General features: G+C 72.8%; 22 protein-coding genes. 16 read left to right on the forward strand and 6 right to left on the reverse strand.

The features are described 5' to 3' along the window. The first annotated feature begins 104 nt into the window (after positions 1-104). Genes OHB01_RS13220 through OHB01_RS13230 form a run of 3 tightly spaced genes read left to right on the forward strand, consistent with a single transcriptional unit; the run spans position 105 to position 1740 of the window. On the forward strand, positions 105-833 hold the full coding sequence (locus tag OHB01_RS13220) for an ABC transporter ATP-binding protein (protein ID WP_240971434.1): 729 nt from the start codon (positions 105-107) through the stop codon (positions 831-833). Continuing rightward, positions 830-1009, forward strand: coding sequence for a hypothetical protein (locus OHB01_RS13225; RefSeq protein WP_142647924.1), 180 nt, complete (start codon positions 830-832; stop codon positions 1007-1009). Before OHB01_RS13220 ends, OHB01_RS13225 begins: the two co-directional genes overlap by 4 nt. Then, the gene (locus tag OHB01_RS13230; RefSeq protein WP_142647925.1) at positions 1006-1740 is read left to right on the forward strand and encodes an ABC transporter permease; all 735 of its coding nucleotides are present in this window, start codon (positions 1006-1008) and stop codon (positions 1738-1740) included. Before OHB01_RS13225 ends, OHB01_RS13230 begins: the two co-directional genes overlap by 4 nt. Positions 1741-1846: 106 nt before the next feature. Here the strand turns inward: OHB01_RS13230 and OHB01_RS13235 are convergent, their stop codons facing one another. Continuing rightward, complete coding sequence (locus OHB01_RS13235; RefSeq protein ID WP_142647926.1) at positions 1847-2791, reverse strand: AraC family transcriptional regulator; 945 nt, start codon at positions 2789-2791, stop codon at positions 1847-1849. 80 nt (positions 2792-2871) lie between these two features. On the opposite strand from OHB01_RS13235, the gene OHB01_RS13240 reads away from it, so the two are divergent. The 12 genes from OHB01_RS13240 to OHB01_RS13295 all read left to right on the forward strand — a co-directional run bounded on the left by OHB01_RS13240 (position 2872) and on the right by OHB01_RS13295 (position 14024). Continuing rightward, entirely contained in the window at positions 2872-3708 is an 837-nt protein-coding gene (locus OHB01_RS13240) for an NAD(P)H-binding protein (RefSeq protein WP_142647927.1), read from the forward strand. 90 nt (positions 3709-3798) lie between these two features. Continuing rightward, on the forward strand, positions 3799-4593 hold the full coding sequence (gene proC, locus OHB01_RS13245) for a pyrroline-5-carboxylate reductase (protein ID WP_142647928.1): 795 nt from the start codon (positions 3799-3801) through the stop codon (positions 4591-4593). 102 nt (positions 4594-4695) lie between these two features. After that, positions 4696-6087, forward strand: a complete 1392-nt coding sequence (locus OHB01_RS13250) for an efflux RND transporter periplasmic adaptor subunit (RefSeq protein WP_328855445.1) — start codon at positions 4696-4698, stop codon at positions 6085-6087. Further along, entirely contained in the window at positions 6084-6812 is a 729-nt protein-coding gene (locus OHB01_RS13255) for an ABC transporter ATP-binding protein (protein ID WP_142647930.1), read from the forward strand. The genes OHB01_RS13250 and OHB01_RS13255 overlap by 4 nt, the downstream gene beginning before the upstream one ends. Before the next feature lie 10 nt (positions 6813-6822). Beyond that, positions 6823-8007 carry an ABC transporter permease gene (locus tag OHB01_RS13260; protein ID WP_142647931.1) on the forward strand — a complete coding sequence of 395 codons (1185 nt, stop codon included), beginning with the start codon at positions 6823-6825 and terminating at the stop codon, positions 8005-8007. 57 nt (positions 8008-8064) lie between these two features. Continuing rightward, the gene (locus tag OHB01_RS13265) at positions 8065-9228 is read left to right on the forward strand and encodes an acetoin utilization protein AcuC (RefSeq protein WP_142647932.1); all 1164 of its coding nucleotides are present in this window, start codon (positions 8065-8067) and stop codon (positions 9226-9228) included. A gap of 42 nt (positions 9229-9270) precedes the next feature. Further along, positions 9271-10071 (forward strand): phosphatase, encoded by an 801-nt coding sequence (locus OHB01_RS13270; RefSeq protein WP_328855446.1) that lies wholly within the window; start codon positions 9271-9273, stop codon positions 10069-10071. A gap of 312 nt (positions 10072-10383) precedes the next feature. Then, positions 10384-10587 carry a helix-turn-helix domain-containing protein gene (locus OHB01_RS13275; protein WP_030456159.1) on the forward strand — a complete coding sequence of 68 codons (204 nt, stop codon included), beginning with the start codon at positions 10384-10386 and terminating at the stop codon, positions 10585-10587. Between the two features lie 155 nt (positions 10588-10742). Further along, positions 10743-10841, forward strand: a complete 99-nt coding sequence (locus OHB01_RS13280; RefSeq protein WP_018654693.1) for a 30S ribosomal protein bS22 — start codon at positions 10743-10745, stop codon at positions 10839-10841. 71 nt (positions 10842-10912) lie between these two features. Then, on the forward strand, positions 10913-11965 hold the full coding sequence (locus OHB01_RS13285; protein ID WP_147943015.1) for an NAD-dependent epimerase/dehydratase family protein: 1053 nt from the start codon (positions 10913-10915) through the stop codon (positions 11963-11965). 10 nt (positions 11966-11975) lie between these two features. After that, positions 11976-12866, forward strand: a complete 891-nt coding sequence (locus OHB01_RS13290) for a lysophospholipid acyltransferase family protein (protein ID WP_142647934.1) — start codon at positions 11976-11978, stop codon at positions 12864-12866. Between the two features lie 111 nt (positions 12867-12977). Next, positions 12978-14024: an alpha/beta fold hydrolase gene (locus tag OHB01_RS13295; protein WP_147943017.1), complete on the forward strand. Its 1047-nt coding sequence runs from the start codon at positions 12978-12980 to the stop codon at positions 14022-14024. 22 nt (positions 14025-14046) lie between these two features. Here the strand turns inward: OHB01_RS13295 and OHB01_RS13300 are convergent, their stop codons facing one another. Together OHB01_RS13300 and OHB01_RS13305 are read right to left on the reverse strand one after the other, a co-directional pair. Then, the gene (locus tag OHB01_RS13300) at positions 14047-14337 is read right to left on the reverse strand and encodes an Lrp/AsnC ligand binding domain-containing protein (RefSeq protein WP_142648069.1); all 291 of its coding nucleotides are present in this window, start codon (positions 14335-14337) and stop codon (positions 14047-14049) included. A gap of 241 nt (positions 14338-14578) precedes the next feature. Beyond that, the gene (locus OHB01_RS13305; RefSeq protein WP_147943018.1) at positions 14579-14881 is read right to left on the reverse strand and encodes a hypothetical protein; all 303 of its coding nucleotides are present in this window, start codon (positions 14879-14881) and stop codon (positions 14579-14581) included. 59 nt (positions 14882-14940) lie between these two features. Here OHB01_RS13305 and OHB01_RS13310 point away from each other — a divergent pair, with 59 nt between their 5' ends. Continuing rightward, a complete protein-coding gene (locus tag OHB01_RS13310; protein WP_142647937.1) occupies positions 14941-15363 on the forward strand; it encodes an MFS transporter in 423 nt (140 codons plus the stop codon). A 13-nt stretch (positions 15364-15376) separates the two neighbouring features. Here OHB01_RS13310 and OHB01_RS13315 read toward each other — a convergent pair whose 3' ends face one another. From OHB01_RS13315 to OHB01_RS13325, 3 genes are all read right to left on the reverse strand, one after another. After that, the gene (locus tag OHB01_RS13315; RefSeq protein WP_142647938.1) at positions 15377-16246 is read right to left on the reverse strand and encodes an HAD family hydrolase; all 870 of its coding nucleotides are present in this window, start codon (positions 16244-16246) and stop codon (positions 15377-15379) included. 55 nt (positions 16247-16301) lie between these two features. Further along, on the reverse strand, positions 16302-17063 hold the full coding sequence (locus OHB01_RS13320) for a DUF5667 domain-containing protein (RefSeq protein ID WP_147943019.1): 762 nt from the start codon (positions 17061-17063) through the stop codon (positions 16302-16304). A gap of 153 nt (positions 17064-17216) precedes the next feature. Next, positions 17217-17756 carry a sigma-70 family RNA polymerase sigma factor gene (locus OHB01_RS13325; RefSeq protein ID WP_240971435.1) on the reverse strand — a complete coding sequence of 180 codons (540 nt, stop codon included), beginning with the start codon at positions 17754-17756 and terminating at the stop codon, positions 17217-17219. Between the last annotated feature and the right edge of the window lie 31 nt (positions 17757-17787).

The raw sequence follows: 17787 nt of genomic DNA on the forward strand, positions 1-17787 counted from the left end.
CCCTCGGACAAATCGCTTTTCGCGGTCGGTGCGCGCCGCGGGGGCCGGAATGTCACCGCGATGGACGCATTGACGGCCCTTTGCCGCGGGTTTAAATTCATCACATGATGAATTTATCGGATCCCGCGATCGCCGTACGGGATCTGCGGGTGGTCAGGGGCGGGGCCGAGGTCCTGCACGGCCTGACCTTCGAGGTGCCGCGAGGGCAGGTCACCGGCCTGCTCGGGCCGAGCGGCTGCGGCAAGACGACGCTCATGCGGGCGATCGTGGGCGTCCAGGTCGTGTCCGGCGGCGAGGTGAGCGTGCTCGGCGAGCCGGCCGGGAGCGCGGGCCTGCGCCGCAGGATCGGCTACTCGACGCAGAGCCCGGCGGTCTACCGGGACCTGACCGTGCTGGAGAACCTGCGCTACTTCGCCGCCGTGCTCGGCGCGCCGAAGGACGACCCCGAGCGGGTGCTCGCGGAGGTGGGGCTCTCCGGGGCCGCCCACCAGCTCGCGTCCACGCTCTCGGGCGGTCAGCTGGGCCGCGCCGGGCTCGCCGTGGCCCTGCTCGGCCGTCCGGAGCTGCTCGTGCTCGACGAGCCGACGGTCGGGCTCGACCCCGTGCTGCGGCAGGAGCTGTGGACGCTCTTCAACCGCCTCGCGGAGGGCGGCACCACGATCCTGGTCTCCAGCCACGTCATGGACGAGGCCGCGCGGTGCGAGCGGCTGATCGTGCTGCGTGAGGGGAAGATCCTCGCCGACGACACCCCCGGCGCCCTGCGCGACCACACGCGTACGACCGACCTGGAGGAGGCGTTCCTGCGCCTGATCGAAGAGAGGGCGGCGGCATGAACGCGCTTCGCGAGCGAATCGACAGACGCGGCGTCCGGCGCGGCGGTCTCCTGCGCGCCTCCGGCACGGCCTCACCGCGCGCCTCCGGCACGGCCTCACCGCGCGCCTCCGGCACGACCTCCCTGCGCGCCTCCGGCACGACCTCACTCCGAGCCGAAGGCGAGGAGTCGGCATGAGCTTCGCGATCACTTTTGCCACCGCCAGGCGGATCATGACCCAGCTTCGCCACGACCGGCGGACGGTCGCGCTCATGGTCCTGGTGCCGACGCTGGTGATGATCCTGCTCTACTACGTGATGGACGACGAGCGCGCGTTCGGCCACTGGTCGCCGATTCTGCTGTGCGTCTTCCCCTTCCTGGTGATGTTCCTCATCACCTCGATCGGGACGCTGCGCGAGCGCACGTCGGGCACGCTTGAGCGGCTCATGGCGATGCCGCTCGGACGGCTCGACCTCCTCCTCGGCTATGGCCTCGCGTTCGGGCTGGCGGCGTGTGTCCAGGTGGCGCTGGCGCTGACCGTCTCCCTCACCTGGCTGGGCCTCGACCTGCCCGGCCCGCTGTGGCCGCTGGTGCTCGTGGCCCTGCTCAACGCCCTGCTCGGCACCGCGCTCGGCCTGCTGTGCAGCGCGTTCGCCCGCACGGAGTTCCAGGCCGTGCAGTTCATGCCGATCGTGATGATCCCCCAGATCCTGCTCGGCGGGATCCTCGTGCCGCGCGGGCAGATGGCGACCGTGCTGGAGTGGATCTCGAACGTCCTGCCCATGTCGTACGCGATCGAGGCGATGGCGCACGCGGTCGCGGACACCGATCCGAGCGGCGAGTTCTGGCGCGACGTCGTCGTGGTGGCGGGGTCGGCAGTGCTGGCACTGCTGCTCGGCGCCGCCACGCTGCGCCGCCGGACCTCCTGAGCGCAGCCCCTGGCCGAACCCCCTGGCCGAACCCCCTGGCCGAACCCCCTGGCCGAGTCCCCTGCGCGACCCCCTGCACGTCGGCCGTACGTCTCGGGAATCGGGCTCAACGCGCCCGGCGGCGCCAGGCCGAGGGGCTGACGCCGCGGGCGCGCTTGAACGCCACGCTGAAGGCGAACGCGTCCCCGTAGCCGACCTCGCGAGCCACGGCGGCGATGGTGGCGTCGGTGTCGCTGAGCAGATCGGCTCCCAGGGTCATCCGCCAGCCGGTGAGGTAGGCGAGCGGGGGCTCGCCCACCATGCTCCGGAAGCGCGCGGCGAAGGCGGCGCGCGACATGCCCACCCCCGCGGCCAGCTCGGCGACCGTCCACCGACGGGCGGGACGCTCGTGCAGCAGGCGCAGCGCCTCGCCGACGGCGGGATCGGCCAGCGCCCGGTGCCAGGAGGGGGCCGCGGCCCCCGGCCCGGCGCACCAGGCCCGCAACGCCAGCACGAGCACGAGGTCGAGCAGCCGGTGGAGGACGGCGTCCTGGCCGGGTTCGTCGGGGGCGACCTCGGCGGCGAGCAGGTCCAGGGCGGCCCGGGTGCTCGGCCCGGCCGGCACGACCGCCAGCGGCGGCAGCATGCCCAGCAGCCGGGCGCCTGCCTGACCACGCAGTTCGCAGGCGCCCCTGAGCATGATCGTGGCCCCGGGCAGGCCGTCGCCGTAGGTGCGCGGGCCGAGACTCCGCTGCGCCCCGGCCGCCGCCTCGCCGTCGCCGACGACGTGTTTCCTGCTCCCGTGGATCACGGCCTGCGGCGGGGTGGACGGATCGTCGGCGATCGTGTGCGGGTGGGCGCCGCCGATGAGGGCGATGTCACCCGGGGCCAGGCGCATCGGGGCGACGCCCGCGCCGTCGAGCCGCACCGACGCGTGGCCCCCGAGCGCGGCCACCACGGTGAGAGGCGGGGCGCCGGTGAAGGCCAGCGCCCATGGCGGCCGCTGGATCAACTGCCTGACCAGCGCGTTCCTGGCGTGAGCCCGATGGAGCAGGTCGCTCAGCACGTCCATGCCGTCACGCTAGACGCTGACAAAGAAATGAGGGACGTTCTCCCATGGATCGTCTCGGTGTTCCCCGGTTTCCTTGGGGCATGGAGAAGATCCTCGTAATCGGCGGCACCGGCAAGACCGGCCGCCGCGTCGTCCGGCGCCTGAAGGCCGCCGGTGTGCAGGCCTGTACGGCGTCCCGCACCGGCGGGGACGTCCCGTTCGATCTGGGCAGGCCGGAGACCTGGGCGCCCGCGCTCGACGGGGCCGCCGCCGTCTACATCGTCGAGCCCGACCTGCGGCCGGGCCTGGACCGCCGGGCGCGCGTCCCCGCTCTCGTCGCCGAGGCGGTGGCCGCCGGAGCTCGGCGGCTGGTGCTGCTGTCCGCCTACGGCGTGGGCGAGGCCGGTGACGATCACCCGCTGAAGTCCGCGGAGCGGGCCGTACGCGACTCGGGCGTCGGCTGGACCATCCTGCGGCCCGACTGGTTCGCGCAGAACTTCAGCGAGGCGTTCTGGCGGCAGGGCATCCTCGCCGGCGCCCTGGCCCTGCCCACCGGAGACGGGCGTACGCCGTTCGTGGACGCCGAGGACATCGCCGAGGTCGCCGCGGCGGCGCTGACCGACGAGCGGCACAGCGGCCGGATCTATCACCTCACCGGCCCGCGGGCCGTCTCCTTCGGAGAGGCGGCCGATCTCATCGGCAGTGCCACGGGGCGCACGATCCGGCACGTCGACGTCGCCCCCGAGACCTTCGTGGAACGCCAGGTCGCGAACGGCGTCCCGCCCGAGGCCGCGCGGCTGCTCACCGGTCTCCTCGTGGACATCCGCGACGGGCAGGGCGCCGCCCCCTCCGACGGCGTGGAGCAGGCCCTCGGCAGGCCGCCCCGGCGGTTCGAGGACTACGTCGCCGAGACCGCCGCCGCGGGCCACTGGAACTGACCCTCCGGGCCGGCCCATCGCGTTCGGCTCCGTACGGCAGGGTCGGTAAGCTGCGGGGAGATCCCGGCGAAGCCCAGAAGAGGTGCAGGAATGATCGCGATTCTCGGGACAGGAAAGATGGGCGAGGCCCTGCTCTCCGGGCTCGTACGCGCAGGTCTGGGGCCCGACGAGATCGTGGCGACGGCCCGCAGGCCCGAGCGGGCCGAGGCGCTGCGCGAGCGCTATGGCGTCCGGGTCGCGGGCAACGCAGAGGCGGCCAAGCTGGCCGACACGCTGATCCTCGCGGTCAAGCCGCAGGACATGAACGCGCTGCTGACCGAGATCTCCCCGTATGTGGCCGCCGATCGGCTGGTGATCTCGGTGGCCGCCGGCATCACGACCGCGTTCGTGGAGGCGCGGCTCGCGGACGGCGTGGCGGTCGTCCGCGTCATGTCCAACACGCCCGTCCTGGTGGACGAGGCCATGAGCGTCATCTCGGCCGGGGCGCACGCCTCCGAGGAGCACCTGAAGCGCACCGAGGAGCTGCTCAGCCCGGTGGGGAAGGTGCTGCGCATCCCCGAGTCGCAGCAGGACGCCGCCACCGCGCTGTCCGGCAGCGGTCCGGCGTACTTCTTCTACCTGGTCGAGGCCATGGTCGACGCCGGGATCCTGCTGGGCATGCCGCGCGCCGCGGCCCTCGACATGGTCACCCAGTCGATCGTCGGCGCAGCGATCATGCTGCGCGACTCCGGGGAGCACCCGGTGATCCTGCGCGAGGCCGTGACGTCGCCCGGAGGCACCACGATCTCCGCCATCGCCGAGCTGGAGCGCCACAAGGTGCGGGCCGCGTTCCTCGACGCGATCGAGGCGGCCTGCGAGCGCAGCCGCCGTCTCGCCGCCGGCTGACGCGGCGTCCGGTTCGCGAGCGGCTGTGCCGGTTGCCGCAGTTTGCCCTGTGACGACCGGCATTCCCGGGACGGAAGATGACCACCGCTTTACGATTGGCGCGTGACGTGTCGTCGCGTGGTCGTCCCGCTCATCGCCGTCCTGCTCGCCGCCGGGTGCACGTCGTCCGAACCGCAGAAGGCCGCCGTGGCCGAGGTCACGAGGACCACCGTCAGCGAGGTCGTCGAGGCCCCCGCGACGGTGGGCGCGCGTGCGACGGCCACCCTGACCGCCCCCGCGTCCGGCACGATCGCCCGCCTGTACGTCCAGGACGGCGACACGGTGAAGAAGGGCCAGGTCCTCGCCAGGATCAGCTCTCCTCAGGCGAAGCAGCAGCTCTCGGCCGCGCGTGAGGCAGACCGGCAGGCCGCCAAGCCCGTCTCCTTCGGCGGCGGCGCCCCGGTGAGCGTACGGCTGCCGAGCCTGCGGCTGCCGAGCTCGCTCGACGCACACGTCGCCCGGTCGTTCGCCCAGGCCAGGAAGGCGGCAAAATCGATCGGCGACCGCGGGGCCAGGGCCCGGCTGCTGGCCGCCATCGACACCGCCGAGAAGCGGCAGCGGGCCCAGCGGCGGGCGCTCGGCGAGGTGCTCGACGGGCTCACCCGGGCGATCGGCCAGAGCCTGTCGCAGGTCAGCGGCCAGATGAGCGCCGGGATCAGCGGGCTGAGCGCGTCGATGGCGTCGCTGCGGGCCGCGTCGAGGTCGCAGACCAAGGCGGCCGTGCGCGCGGCCGAGCAGACCGTGGACGCCCTGGTCGTCAGGGCGCCGTTCGGCGGCGTGGTCACCCTGGGCGGGGCGTCCTCCACCGGGGGCGCGGCCGGTCTCGGCGCGCTGGTCTCACAGCTGCCCGCCGGTCTGGCGGGCCAGGCGGGTGCGGCCGCGGCCGCACCCGCGGGCCGTTCCGGCGGGACGATCGCCACCGGTGTCCCGGTGGCCGCCGGAGACCCGATCGTCACCGTGACCGACGTGTCGGTGCTCACGTTGTCGGCCGACGTGGACGAGACCGACGTGCTGCTCGTGCGCGAGGGCACCCCGGCCGACGTCGAGTTCGACGCGGTGACCGGCGCGACCTACATCGCCACCGTGACGGGCGTGGGGGTCACCCCCAAGGAGGGCGCGACCGGCGGGGTCAGCTATCCCGTACGGCTGCGCCTGGGCCGGGGCGCCTACGACGACGGCGGCGCGGCCCCCGCGCCCAAGCCGGGGATGAGCGCCGTGGTGCGGCTGACCGTACGCCGCTCGGAGAACGCCACGGCCGTGCCCGCGTCGGCGATCGTGACGAGCGGCCGGGAGTCGATCGTGTGGGCGGTGCGCGACGGCAGAGCCGAGCGGCGGGTCGTCCGGCTGGGCGCGCAGGGCGACGCGGTCGTGGAGATCCTCAGCGGGGTGTCTCCCGGTGAGCGGGTGGTGGTCAAGGGCGCCGACGCCGTACGCCCCGGCCAGACGCTGTCGTGAACCACGACGAGCGCGCCGGCGCACCGGCGGAGCCGGGGGCGGCCGGGGCGCCGGCGTTCGAGGCGGTCGGCCTCACCCGCTCCTACCGGCTGGACGGCGGCGTGCAGGTCGACGCACTGCGCGGTGTGGACCTGCGCATCGGGCAGGGGGAGTTCGCGGCGATCGTGGGCCCGTCGGGCTCGGGCAAGTCCACGCTCATGCACCTGCTCGGCTGCCTCGACCGGCCGACCTCGGGCACGCTGCGGGTGAACGGCGTGGACGTCGCGACGCTCGACGACGCCCGGCTGGCCGATCTGCGCAACCGCGCGATCGGCTTCGTGTTCCAGTCGTTCCACCTTCTGCCCCGTACGTCCGCGCTCGACAACGTGGCGCTGCCGCTGGTCTACCGGGGCGTGCCCCGCGCCGTACGCAGGGAGCGGGCCAGGGCGGCGCTTGAGGCGGTCGGGCTCGGCCACCGGCTCACCCACCGGCCGTCGCAGATGTCCGGCGGCGAGCAGCAGCGGGTGGCGATCGCCCGGGCGCTGGTGGGCGATCCTCGGGTGCTGCTGGCCGACGAGCCCACGGGCAACCTCGACACCCGCAACGGCGAGGAGGTGATGGGCCTGCTCGAACGGCTCAACGAGGGCGGCGTCGCCGTCGTCCTCGTCACCCACGACGCCGACGTCGCGGCCCGGGCCCGCCGCCAGATCCACGTACGCGACGGCCGGATCGAGCGCGACACATGAGGGCGGCGTCATGAGGACGGCCGAGGCGCTGCGGATGGCGGTGGAGGCGCTGCGGGTCAACCGGCTGCGCAGCATGCTGACCATGCTCGGCGTGATCATCGGCGTGCTGTCGGTCGTGATCCTCGTCGCCATCGGCACCGGGGCCAAGAACGCCGTCGAGAAGGAGATCGCGGGGCTCGGCAGCAACATCATCCTCGTGGTCCCCGGACAGGTGGGGCTCGGCGCGGCCCCCACCCAGAGCCGCCTCGACCTGTCGGACGTCGCGTACGTGCGCCGCGTGGTCGGCGACCCCTCGAAGGTGACGGTCGCGGTGAACTCCGGCGAGCCGGTGCGGGTGGGCCGCGTGGAGGTGTTCGCCACGCTCACCGGCACCGACGAGAACATGCCGCACGTCTTCGACCGGCCGCTGCGCCGGGGCCGCTATCTGACCGAGACCGACGTGGACACCCGGCGGCGCGTGGTGATCCTCGGCTCGGAGGTCGCGGCCAAGCTGTTCGGGGACGTCGATCCGATCGGCCGCCAGGTCACGATCGCCGGGGTGCGGTTCCGGGTGATCGGGGTCTACGAGACCGTCGGATCCACGTTCGGGGTCGCGCGGGACCAGGAGGTGCATCTGCCGGTCACCACCGCCCAGCGGCTGATCGGGCTGCCGAGGATCAACGGCATCGCCATCGGCGCCTCCGGCCCGGACGAGATCGAGCCGCTGCGGCAGCGGGTCGTGGCCGCCCTCGCCTCCCGCTATCCGGGCGAGACGTTCTCGGCCGTCACCCAGACCCAGCTCCTCGGCACGATCGGCACGGTCCTCGGCATGCTGACCGGCGTGCTGGCCGCCATCGCGGGCATCTCGCTGCTGGTCGGCGGCGTCGGGGTGTCCAACATCATGCTGGTGAGCGTCAGGGAGCGCACCAAGGAGATCGGCCTGCGCAAGGCGCTCGGCGCCCGGGGCCGCGACATCCTCGGCCAGTTCCTGATCGAGGCCGTGCTGCTGACCACGATCGGCGGGGTGATCGGCATCCTGGGCGGGGTCGGCGGCGCGCTGCTGATCCAGGCGGTCTCGCCGGTGCCCGCGTCGATCACCTGGTGGTCGATCGTGCTCGCCTTCGGGGTCTCCGCGGCCGTGGGCGTCTTCTTCGGTGTGGCCCCCGCCCGGCGGGCCGCCCGGCTCGATCCCGTCGTGGCCCTGCGTACGGACTGAGCGGGCGTGTGATGCCCGCCTGGACGCCGGTGACGGCATGTGCGATAGCGTCGCGGCATGAGTCAGGCGGTGCGGGTCGTCTGGGACGACGCTCTGGTTTCGTACGACTTCGGGCCCGGCCATCCGCTCGCGCCCGTGCGCGTGGAGCTCACCATGGCGCTCGCCCGCGACCTGGGCGTGCTGGACGGCACCGAGACGACCGGGTGCGTCCCCGCCACCGAGGACGAGATCGCGCTGGTGCACAACCGCGACTACATCGAGGCGGTCAAGAACGTCTCCAAGGACGGCCGCCCCGACCTGCGCTACGGGATCGGCACCGAGGACAACCCCGCCTTCGTGGGCGTCCACGAGGCGTCCGCCCTGGTCACCGGCGCGACGCTGGCCGCCGCCAGGTTGGTGTGGACCGGCGAGGCCGAGCACGCGGTCAACATCGCGGGCGGCCTGCACCACGCCATGCCCGGCGCCGCCAGCGGCTTCTGCGTCTACAACGACCCGGCCGTCGCCATCGCGTGGCTGCTGTCGCAGGGCGCGACGAGGATCGCGTACGTGGACGTGGACGTGCACCACGGCGACGGCGTGCAGGCGGCGTTCTACGACGATCCGCGGGTGCTCACGATCAGCCTGCACGAGAGCCCGCGCACGCTGTTTCCCGGCACCGGCTTCCCGCAGGAGACCGGCGCGGCAGGCACCGCGGTCAACGTGGCGCTGCCGGCCGGGTGCGGCGACGCCGGGTGGCTGCGCGCCTTCCACGCGGTGGTCCCGCCGCTGCTGCACGCCTTCGCGCCGCAGATCCTGGTCACCCAGCAGGGCTGCGACAGCCACGCCCTCGACCCGCTGGCCCATCTCATGCTGAGCGTGGACGGGCAGCGCACGGCGTACGCCGCGCTGCACCGGCTGGCCCACGAGACCGCCGGTGGCCGCTGGATCGCGGTGGGCGGCGGGGGATACGAGCTGGTCCAGGTCGTGCCGCGGGCGTGGACGCACCTGATGGCCGAGGCGCTGGGGCGGCCCGTGGAGCCGTCGACCGCCACACCGGAGACCTGGCGGACGTACGTGCGGGAGCGCACCGGGGAGCTGGCGCCCCTGACCATGACCGACGGGCGTCACCCGCAATGGCGCGACATTTCGGAAGGGTACGATCCAGCCGACGCCATCGACCGGGCCGTCATCGCCACCAGGAAGGCGGTGTTCCCCTTCCACGGCCTGGACCCCATGCCCTGAGCAGTATGGAATCATGCCGAGCCGAGGAGCGCTGTACCTGTCGTGACCGCACCACCCTCCCGAGCCTCCCGAACCCCCTCCCTGGCCGAGCTGCGCGAGCACCTCGTCCGGACCGCCATCGCGGGCGACGTGGCGACCAGCCGCGAGAACAACCTCGACCACTATCGGTCGCTCGCGCTGCGCGACCCGCACTACCTGTTCGGGCTCACCTTCGAGGGCGAGTGGTCCTACCACGACGTGCTGGCGCTCATGTCCGAAAAGGTGGGAGTGACCGCCGATCCCGGCCACCGCGAGGGCCCCGACACCATCGACCCCGAGCGGACCATCGACGCCGTGGAGGAGATGGGCGATCGGATCGCCAAGGTGCTGCGGCGCGGCGCGCCCCGGGTCGTGGTCGCCACCGGGCACCCGACCGGCCTGCTCACCGTCCACCTCGCGGTGGCGCGGTTCCTCGCGGAGCGCGGCGCGACCCTGCTCACCCCGGCCGAGGGCTGGGCGTACGTCGGCGGTCTCGGCCGGCGCAGGCAGATCCGCTACCTCGACAGCGTGGCGATGCTGGAGGACCGGGGCACGTTCGTGCACACCCACGAGGCCGCGCCGATGGAGGCGATGCTCGCCGAGGAGCGGCCCGACTTCGTGATCGCCGATCACGGCTGGGCCGGGGCCGCGGGCGAGGCCGGGGTCGAGACCGTGGGCTTCGCCGACAGCAACGACCCCGCGCTGTTCGTGGGCGAGGCCGAGGGCAAGATCGCCGTGGCGGTTCCCCTCGATGACAATGTGCTGCCGCGCTACTACGCTCCGCTGACGGCGTACCTGCTCGATCGGGTCGCCCGGAGCCTCTGACATCCCTTCCGGACCTCCAAAACCGGGCATTTCGCGCCCGTTTTTGCGCCTCTGGGTCGCCGGTTTGCCAACTTTTTCGTGTGTCTGGGCGACTCTAATGTGAGAGAAGTTGGTCCGTTCCAAGATTGAGGCGAGGGGCACGGCCCGGCTGCTGCCAGCGACTTTCCCGATTTTGACGGCACACGGCTCCGTTGACTGATGGAATGAGGGGTTTGCCTACTCGGAGTCCGGACTTACGCTGACGGCAGTACACGTGCGTGAGCAATGGCACCAGTGGGGATAACCCGGAAACACGTGCGGAAGAGGCGTCCGATGGGTGCAGGCGAAAGACCTCTCAGCGAGGTGAAGTTCTTGACGGTGGCCGAGGTCGCGACCGTCATGCGGGTGTCCAAGATGACCGTGTATCGGCTCGTGCACTCGGGAGAGTTACCGGCCATCCGTGTCGGCCGGTCCTTCAGAGTTCCCGAGCAGGCGGTCCACGACTACTTGCGGGACGCGTTCATCGAAGCAGGGTGAACGGCACAGGCGACCACGCTTGACGGCGGCGTGGCCGACTCCCGGTCGACGCGGGGTCCCCCGGGGGAGCGATCTACCACGGATCGCCGGTAGTCTGTTGAGCCGGTGTGCGCTCGCGCGCCGGTTGGACAGTCACACCTTCACCTGGGGGTCCCGTGGGCTCTGTGATCAAGAAGCGCCGCAAGCGTATGGCCAAGAAGAAGCACCGCAAGCTGCTCAAGAAGACCCGCATCCAGCGGCGTAACAAGAAGTAGCCGAGACGGAGCGCGCACCGGTCCTCACGGACCGGGCGACCGTGAACACGCACACCCCCGGCGAGGCGTCGATGACTCGTACTGTGCTGGTCACCGGTGTCTCCGGTCACATCGGCGCTCGTGTTGCGCTCGCGCTCGCGGCCGACCCGGAGATCGACCGGGTCATCGGCGTGGACACTGCGCCGCCGCCATCCCCCGCCGGGGAGGACGGCGCGGTGCTCGGCCGCACCGAGTTCGTCCGGGTCGCGTTGCGCAGTCCCGACCTGGTCAAGGTCATCAGGGACGCCGACGTCGACACCGTCGTGCACCTCAGCCTGGTCAGCGGCCCCGGAGGCGGCGGCCGGGCGGGCGGCTCGGGCGGCGGCCGCCCGGCCATGAAGGAGCACAACGTCATCGGGACGATGCAGCTGCTCGCGGCGTGTCAGCGCTCCGCCACGGTGCGCCGGGTGGTCGTGCGGTCCACCACGGCCGTGTACGGCTCCTCGCCGCACGCTCCCGCCGTGTTCACGGAGGACACCGAGCCCGTCGAGGGATCGCACTCCGGGTTCGCCAGGGACGCCACCGAGGTCGAGACGTACGTGCGGGGCTTCGCCCGGCGCCGGCCCGACGTGACGACGACGACGCTGCGCTTCGCCACGCTCATGGGGCCGAACGTCGAATCACCGCTGACGAGCTACTTCTCGCAGCCGGTGCTGCCCACCGTGCTCGGCTTCGATCCCCGGCTGCAGTTCGTGCACGAGGACGACGCCGTCGAGGTGCTGTGCCGTACGGCGCGGGCCGACCATCCGGGCGTGTTCAACGTCGCGGGCGACGGCGTGCTGCTGCTGTCGCAGTGCGCGCGGCGCACGGGCCGCCCGGTGATCCCCATGCCGTCCCCCGCCTTCCGCTTCGTCAGCGGGCTCGCCCGCGGCGCGCGGCTGGTGGACTTCTCGCCCGAGCAGCTCGCGCTCATGAGCCACGGCAGGGCCGTGGACACCACCAGGCTCGCCGCCGAGCTCGGCTGGCGGCCCAAGTACAGCACGGCCGCGGCGTTCGACGACTTCCTCAGGTCGCGCGGCGGTCCCGGCGACCTGCCGCGTGCCCTGGTCGACTGGCTGGCCGCCGTCGTCCGGCCGAATTCGTGACGAGGCGTTGATGGACGACTTCCAGGGCCGGCGTACGGATGAGAACCCGGGTGAACGCACGGCCGACGAGCGGCTCGCCGAGCTGTTCGCGTTCCTGCGGCGCAGGGTCACCGGCGCATACGAGGTCGACGAGTTCGGCTTCGATCCCGATCTCAACGAGAACGTGCTGATCGAGGCGCTGCGCCCGCTCTATCGGCACTGGTTCAGGGTCGAGGCCCTCGGGCTCGGCAACGTGCCGGCCGACGCGGGCGCGCTGATCGTCGCCAACCACTCCGGCACGCTGCCCATGGACGCGCTGATGCTGCAGGTCGCGGTGCACGACGAGCTGGACAGGCCGCTGCGCCTGCTCGGGGCGCACCTGGTCTACCAGCTTCCGGTGCTCGGGCACCTGGCCCGCAAGTCCGGGCACACGCTCGCCTGCCCCGAGGACGCCGACCGGCTGCTGCGCAAGGGCGAGGTCGTCGGCGTCTTCCCGGAGGGCTTCAAGGGCATCGGCAAGCCGTTCTCCGAGCGTTATCGGCTCCAGCGGTTCGGCCGGGGCGGATTCGTCGCGTCGGCGATCAGAGCAGGCGTGCCGATCGTCCCGTGCGCCATCGTGGGGGCGGAGGAGATCTACCCCAAGATCGGCGACATTCCGGCGCTCGCCCGGCTGCTCGGCCTGCCCTACCTGCCGATCACGCCGCTGTTCCCCTGGCTCGGGCCGCTCGGCCTGCTCCCGCTGCCGTCCAAGTGGCTGATCGAGTTCGGCGAGCCGGTCCGGACCGACGAGTACGCCCCGGAGGAGGCCGACGACCCCCTGCTGGTCTTCGACCTGACCGACCACGTCAGGGAGACCATGCAACGGCAGCTCGACGCGCTGCGGCTGCGCCGGGGCCCGGCGTTCCCCCCGATCGTGATGTGACATCCGGCTGCCGGAAGCGTCTTGGGCGCGGAGTCTGACAAAACACGGGTCTGACAAAAGGGACCTACCGGTCGGTATGGTGTGCTCACCCTCATCCCCCGGAGGAGCACCATGAGCAAGGGGCGGAACGCCGCCCTCGCCGGGCTCGCCCTCGGCCTGGCGATCGGCAGGGTGGTCAGCGCCGCGCAGCGCGTCCAGACCAGGCGGGTGAAGACCGCGTCGGCGTCCGGCGGCGCGCCCGGCCGCCGGACGACGGTCACGACCGACGACGGGGTCCGCCTGGCCGTGGAGATCGACGACCATCCCGATCCCCGCTGCGCCGTCGTCTTCGCCCACGGCTGGCTGATGAACCGGAACTGCTGGCAGCCCCAGCGCGAGGCCCTGGCCGGCCTCGGCACGCTCGTCTTCTACGACCAGCGCGGGCACGGCGACTCCTCGGCCGGGCCGCTGGAGACGTACACGATCGACCGGCTGGGCGACGACCTCGCGGCCGTCATCGAGGCCGCCGTGCCGGAGGGGCTGCCCGTCGTCCTCGCAGGCCACTCGATGGGCGGCATGACGATCATGGCGCTCGCCGACCGGCATCCCGCCCTGGTCGAGTCACGGGTGGCCGGCGTGGCGCTGCTCAGCACGTCGTCCGGCGGGCTCGCCGACACCACCTTCGGCCTTCCCGGGCCGCTCGGGCGGCTGGCGCCCCGCGTCACGACCTCGGTGTTCGAGAGCATGCTGGCCCGCGCCGAGGCCATCGACGCGCGGCCCCGCGTTAAGAGCTGGACCAACCTGCCGGTGACCCGCTACGCCGCCTTCGGCAAGGGCGCGAGACGGCGGCACGTCCGGCTGGTGAACGCGATGGCCGCGGCGACGCCGACGGAGGCCATGGTCGGGTTCTTCCGCGCTTTGGGGGTGCACGACAAGCACGCGGCCCTACGGACGCTCAGGCGCGTTCAGACGCTCGTCATGGTGGGGGAGCGCGACCGGCTCACCCCGCTCGCCCACGGCCGCCGGATCGCCGAGGCGCTGCCCGACGCCCGGTTCGTACGGATCCCCGGCGCCGGGCACATGATCGGCTACGAGCGAGCCGAGCTGGTGAACCGGGAGCTGACCGGCCTGATCATGCGGGCCGTGGCGGACCACGCCACCGGCCGCTCCGCCGCCTGACCACGGCTCGGGGGCGTCCGGCTCAGGCGCGTGCCGGGCGGCCTGCCGGCCGCGCGGCCACGGGGGTGAGGTGTCCGGCCGCCTTGAGCGTGTGCAGCACGGGTGCGGTCTCCAGGGTGCGGATCGCGTCGAGCGCGCCGAGCCGCCGGGTGAGATAGCGGTGCAGGTCGGCGGGGCCGGTGCAGAGCGCGTGGGCGAGCAGGTTGGTGGGGCCCGTGGTGGCCGCGACGACGGCCGGCTCGTCGTGGGTGGCCAGGGTGGTCGCGACCCGGTCCAGACGCGCGGGCGCGACGCGCGCAGCCGTCCGCGCCAGGCGGTTCCATCGGGCCGGTGATGGGCCTGGCGGCCGTGTGCGGGCCCGTGCTCGGGGCCGTTCTCACCCGCGTCGACCTGCTCGGCCTGTCGTGGCGGGCGGCGTTCCTCGTCAACGTGCCCCTCGCCGCCGTGGTCCTGGCCATCGCGCCCGCCCTGCGGGAGAGCAGGTCGCCGCACCCGCCCCGGCTCGACCTGCCCGGCACGGCGCTGGCCGTGCTCGGCACCGGCCTGATCGTCTATCAGCTCATCCAGGGCGACGCCGCCGGGTGGCCCGCCTGGGTCTGGACCGCCCTCGCCGCGGGCGTCGCCGTCCTCGCGGCCCTCGGATGGCACCAGCGCCATCGCGCCGGGCGGGGCCGCAGCCCGCTGATCGAGCCGAGCCTGTTCCGCGACCCGGGCTTTCCCGCCGCGCTGGCGACCTCCACGCTGTTCTTCGCGGTGATGAACGGCCTGAGGGTGGCGATCGTCCTGCACGTGCAGCTCGGGCTGGGCGACGACGTCCTGACCGCCGGGCTCACCCTGCTCCCGTGGTCGGCCGGCATGGCCGCCGCCTCCTGGTGGGCCGGCGCCCCGGCTGGTGCCCCGCCACGGAGCGAAGATCATGTTCGCCGGGCTCGCCGCCCTGCTGGCCGGGCTGATCTGCGCCGTCGCCGTCTATCCGGGCGCGTCCGCCGGTGGCTACTCCTGGCCCCTGCTCGCGGCGCCGGCGCTCGGCGGAGCGGGAAACGGGCTGTTCACCGTCCCGTTCTTCACCACGGCCCTGTCACGGGTGCGGGCGCACGAGACCGGATCCGCCGCCGGTCTCCTCAACGCCGTCCAGCAGTTCGGCGGCACCCTCGGCGTCGCCGTTCTCGGCACGGCGTTCCTGCACAGGTTCGCCGCGGACGTGCGGTCGCACCTCGGCGCGGGCGGCGCGGCCCTGGGGGCGATCCGGCTCACGTTCTGGATCGCCGCGGCGCTCGTCGCCGTCACGGCCGCCCTGATGGGCGTACGGAAGCCCCTCGCGGAGCCCGCGGGCCACTGACGGCGCGTCGAGGTCAGAGGACGGAGCGGTAGTGGCGGCGCAGGGCGATGCCCGCGGCGACGCCGCCCGCGATGGCTCCCGCGGTCGCGGCGATCGGCAGGCCGATCATCGTCGCCTTCCTGCCGGTGCGGAAGTCGCGGACCTCCCAGCCGTGCTCCTTGGCGTGCTCGCGCAGCTCGCTGTCGGGATTGATGGCGTGTGGATGCCCGACGAGGGAGAGCATCGGCAGGTCGTTGGCCGAGTCGCTGTAGGCCGAGCAACGGGACAGGTCGAGGCCCTCGCGGCGGGCCAGCGCCCGGATGGCCTCGGCCTTCGCCGGGCCGTGCAGCAGGTCGCCGACGAGCCGTCCGGTATAGGCGCCGTCGGCGGTCTCGGCGACCGTGCCGAGCGCGCCGGTGAGCCCGAGCCGCTGCGCGATGACCCGGGCCAGCTCGACCGGGGTGGCGGTGACCAGCCACACCCGCTGCCCGGCGTCCAGGTGGGCCTGGGCCAGCGCGCGGGTGCCCTGCCACACGCGGTCGGCCATCACGTCGTCGTAGATCTCCTCACCCAGCCGGACGACCTCGTCGACCTTCAGCCCGGCGACGAAGGCGAGGGCCATCTCCTTGGCCTTGGCGATGTGCTCGGGGTTCTCGTTGCCCCGCACGCGGAACCACGCCTGCCCGAGCGCGAACTTCATGAGGTCACGGCTGGTGAACAGGCCGCGCGCCGCGAGTCCCCGGGCGAAGTGGTAGATCGAGGCACCGCGCATCATGGTGTTGTCGACGTCGAAGAACGCCGCCGCCGAGAGGTCGGGGACGACCTCGGGGGCGGACACCGCCGCGGCGGCCGCCACCTCGCCGGCGATCTCCGCCTCTTCCCGCCGTCGCAATAGCCGCCTCATGGCTCATCAGCTTAACCGCCGGAGGGTGTACGCAACGGGAGCGGGACATGACGTGTCAACGTCCGGAACCGGTAAACGATTCGATGTAAATCAGGTATTGATTCGCCTTGTCGCGATTTTCCCCGTCGAGCTTCGGCAGCAGCGGCTCAACGAGATTGCGCTGCTCACGGGCGAACTTGCGGGCCGCGCCGTCGGCGTGTCCCTCCCGGACCACCCGGCTCAGCGCGGCCCTGGTGGTCGTCTCCATGTCGTCGAGCGTCTGCCCGATGAGCCGGCGGCGCTCCGGGCTCGCCGCGTCCACCAGCGACGCGGTCTCGGCCGCCCGGTGCCGCGCCGCGACCATCTGCCGCTGCGTGAGCTCCTCCTCGTCGTACGCGAGGCGGAGCACCGTCGACTCCGCCATCCTCTTCAGCGGATACAGCGCCTCGCCGGGCACCGCGTGGTAGGTGCGCACACCGGTGCCGAACATCGCCGCCAGCAGCACGCAGAACACCAGCACGGGGCGCAGCCGTACGAGCAGGGACCGGCGGGGCCGGGGCCCAGGCGACGCGGCGGGGGGCGCCGCGTGCTTTCCCGCCGCGTGCCTGCCCGCGGCGCGCTCGGCGGCGTGGGCCCGCATCAGGTCGGCCCGCAGCTTCTCGCGGAACTCAGGTCTCGGGCCGCCGCTCAGCAGGGAGCGAAGGCCGGCCACGCGCGCGACGACCCCGCGCGTGCGGCGCGACGGGCGCAGGCGCGACAGGAAGCGGTGACCGGCGCGCCTGCGGGAACGGGCCGACGACCGGCCGCCCGCGCGGCGTGAGGGTCGCCACCAGCCCATCACCGTTCCCGCCATCCCCCGCTTGACGCGCAGCGGAGATCCGCTCGCGGGGCCGGGAGACGTCCGTCACCTCCCGGCCTGCCCGCGAATCCGCCTGCAGATCCGACCTGCCACATGCCCAACGATGGGGTATGGGTAATGGTTACGGGGGCGTCAGCCGAGATCGTCGGGGAGTGCCCGGGCGAGCGCCCTGATCGCCCGGAACTGGAGCGCCTTGATCGCCCCGGACTTCTTGCCCATGATCATCGCGGTCTCCGCCAGCGACATCCCGTGCAGGAAGCGCAGGATCACGCATTCCTGCTGCTCCGCGCCCAGTTGCTTGATCGCCTGCATCACGCGCTCGTTGACCATGTTGGTGACGACCGCGTTCTCGGGGATGTGCGGGCCGTCCAGAGGCGTGTCGAGTATCTCCGCCGTGATCACCTCAAGGCGGTTGCGGCCCGACTTGTAGTGGTCGGTGACGAGGTTGCGGGCGATCGTCACGAGCCAGGCGCCGAAGTCGCGGCCCTGCCAGGTGAACTCCGTGATGCCCCGCAGCGCCCGCAGGAACGTCTCGCTCGTCAGGTCTTCGGCCAGCGCGTGGCTGCCGACCCGGAAGTAGACGTATCGGTAGACCAGCTCCAGATAGTGGTCGTAGAGCGCGCCGAACGCCTCGCTGTCGCCGGTCTTGGCGCGCAGCACGAGGCTCCGCATCTCGTCGTGCTCGTGCTCGCGATCGGAGAGA

This window comes from Microbispora hainanensis (assembly GCF_036186745.1).
Taxonomy (GTDB): Bacteria; Actinomycetota; Actinomycetes; order Streptosporangiales; family Streptosporangiaceae; genus Microbispora.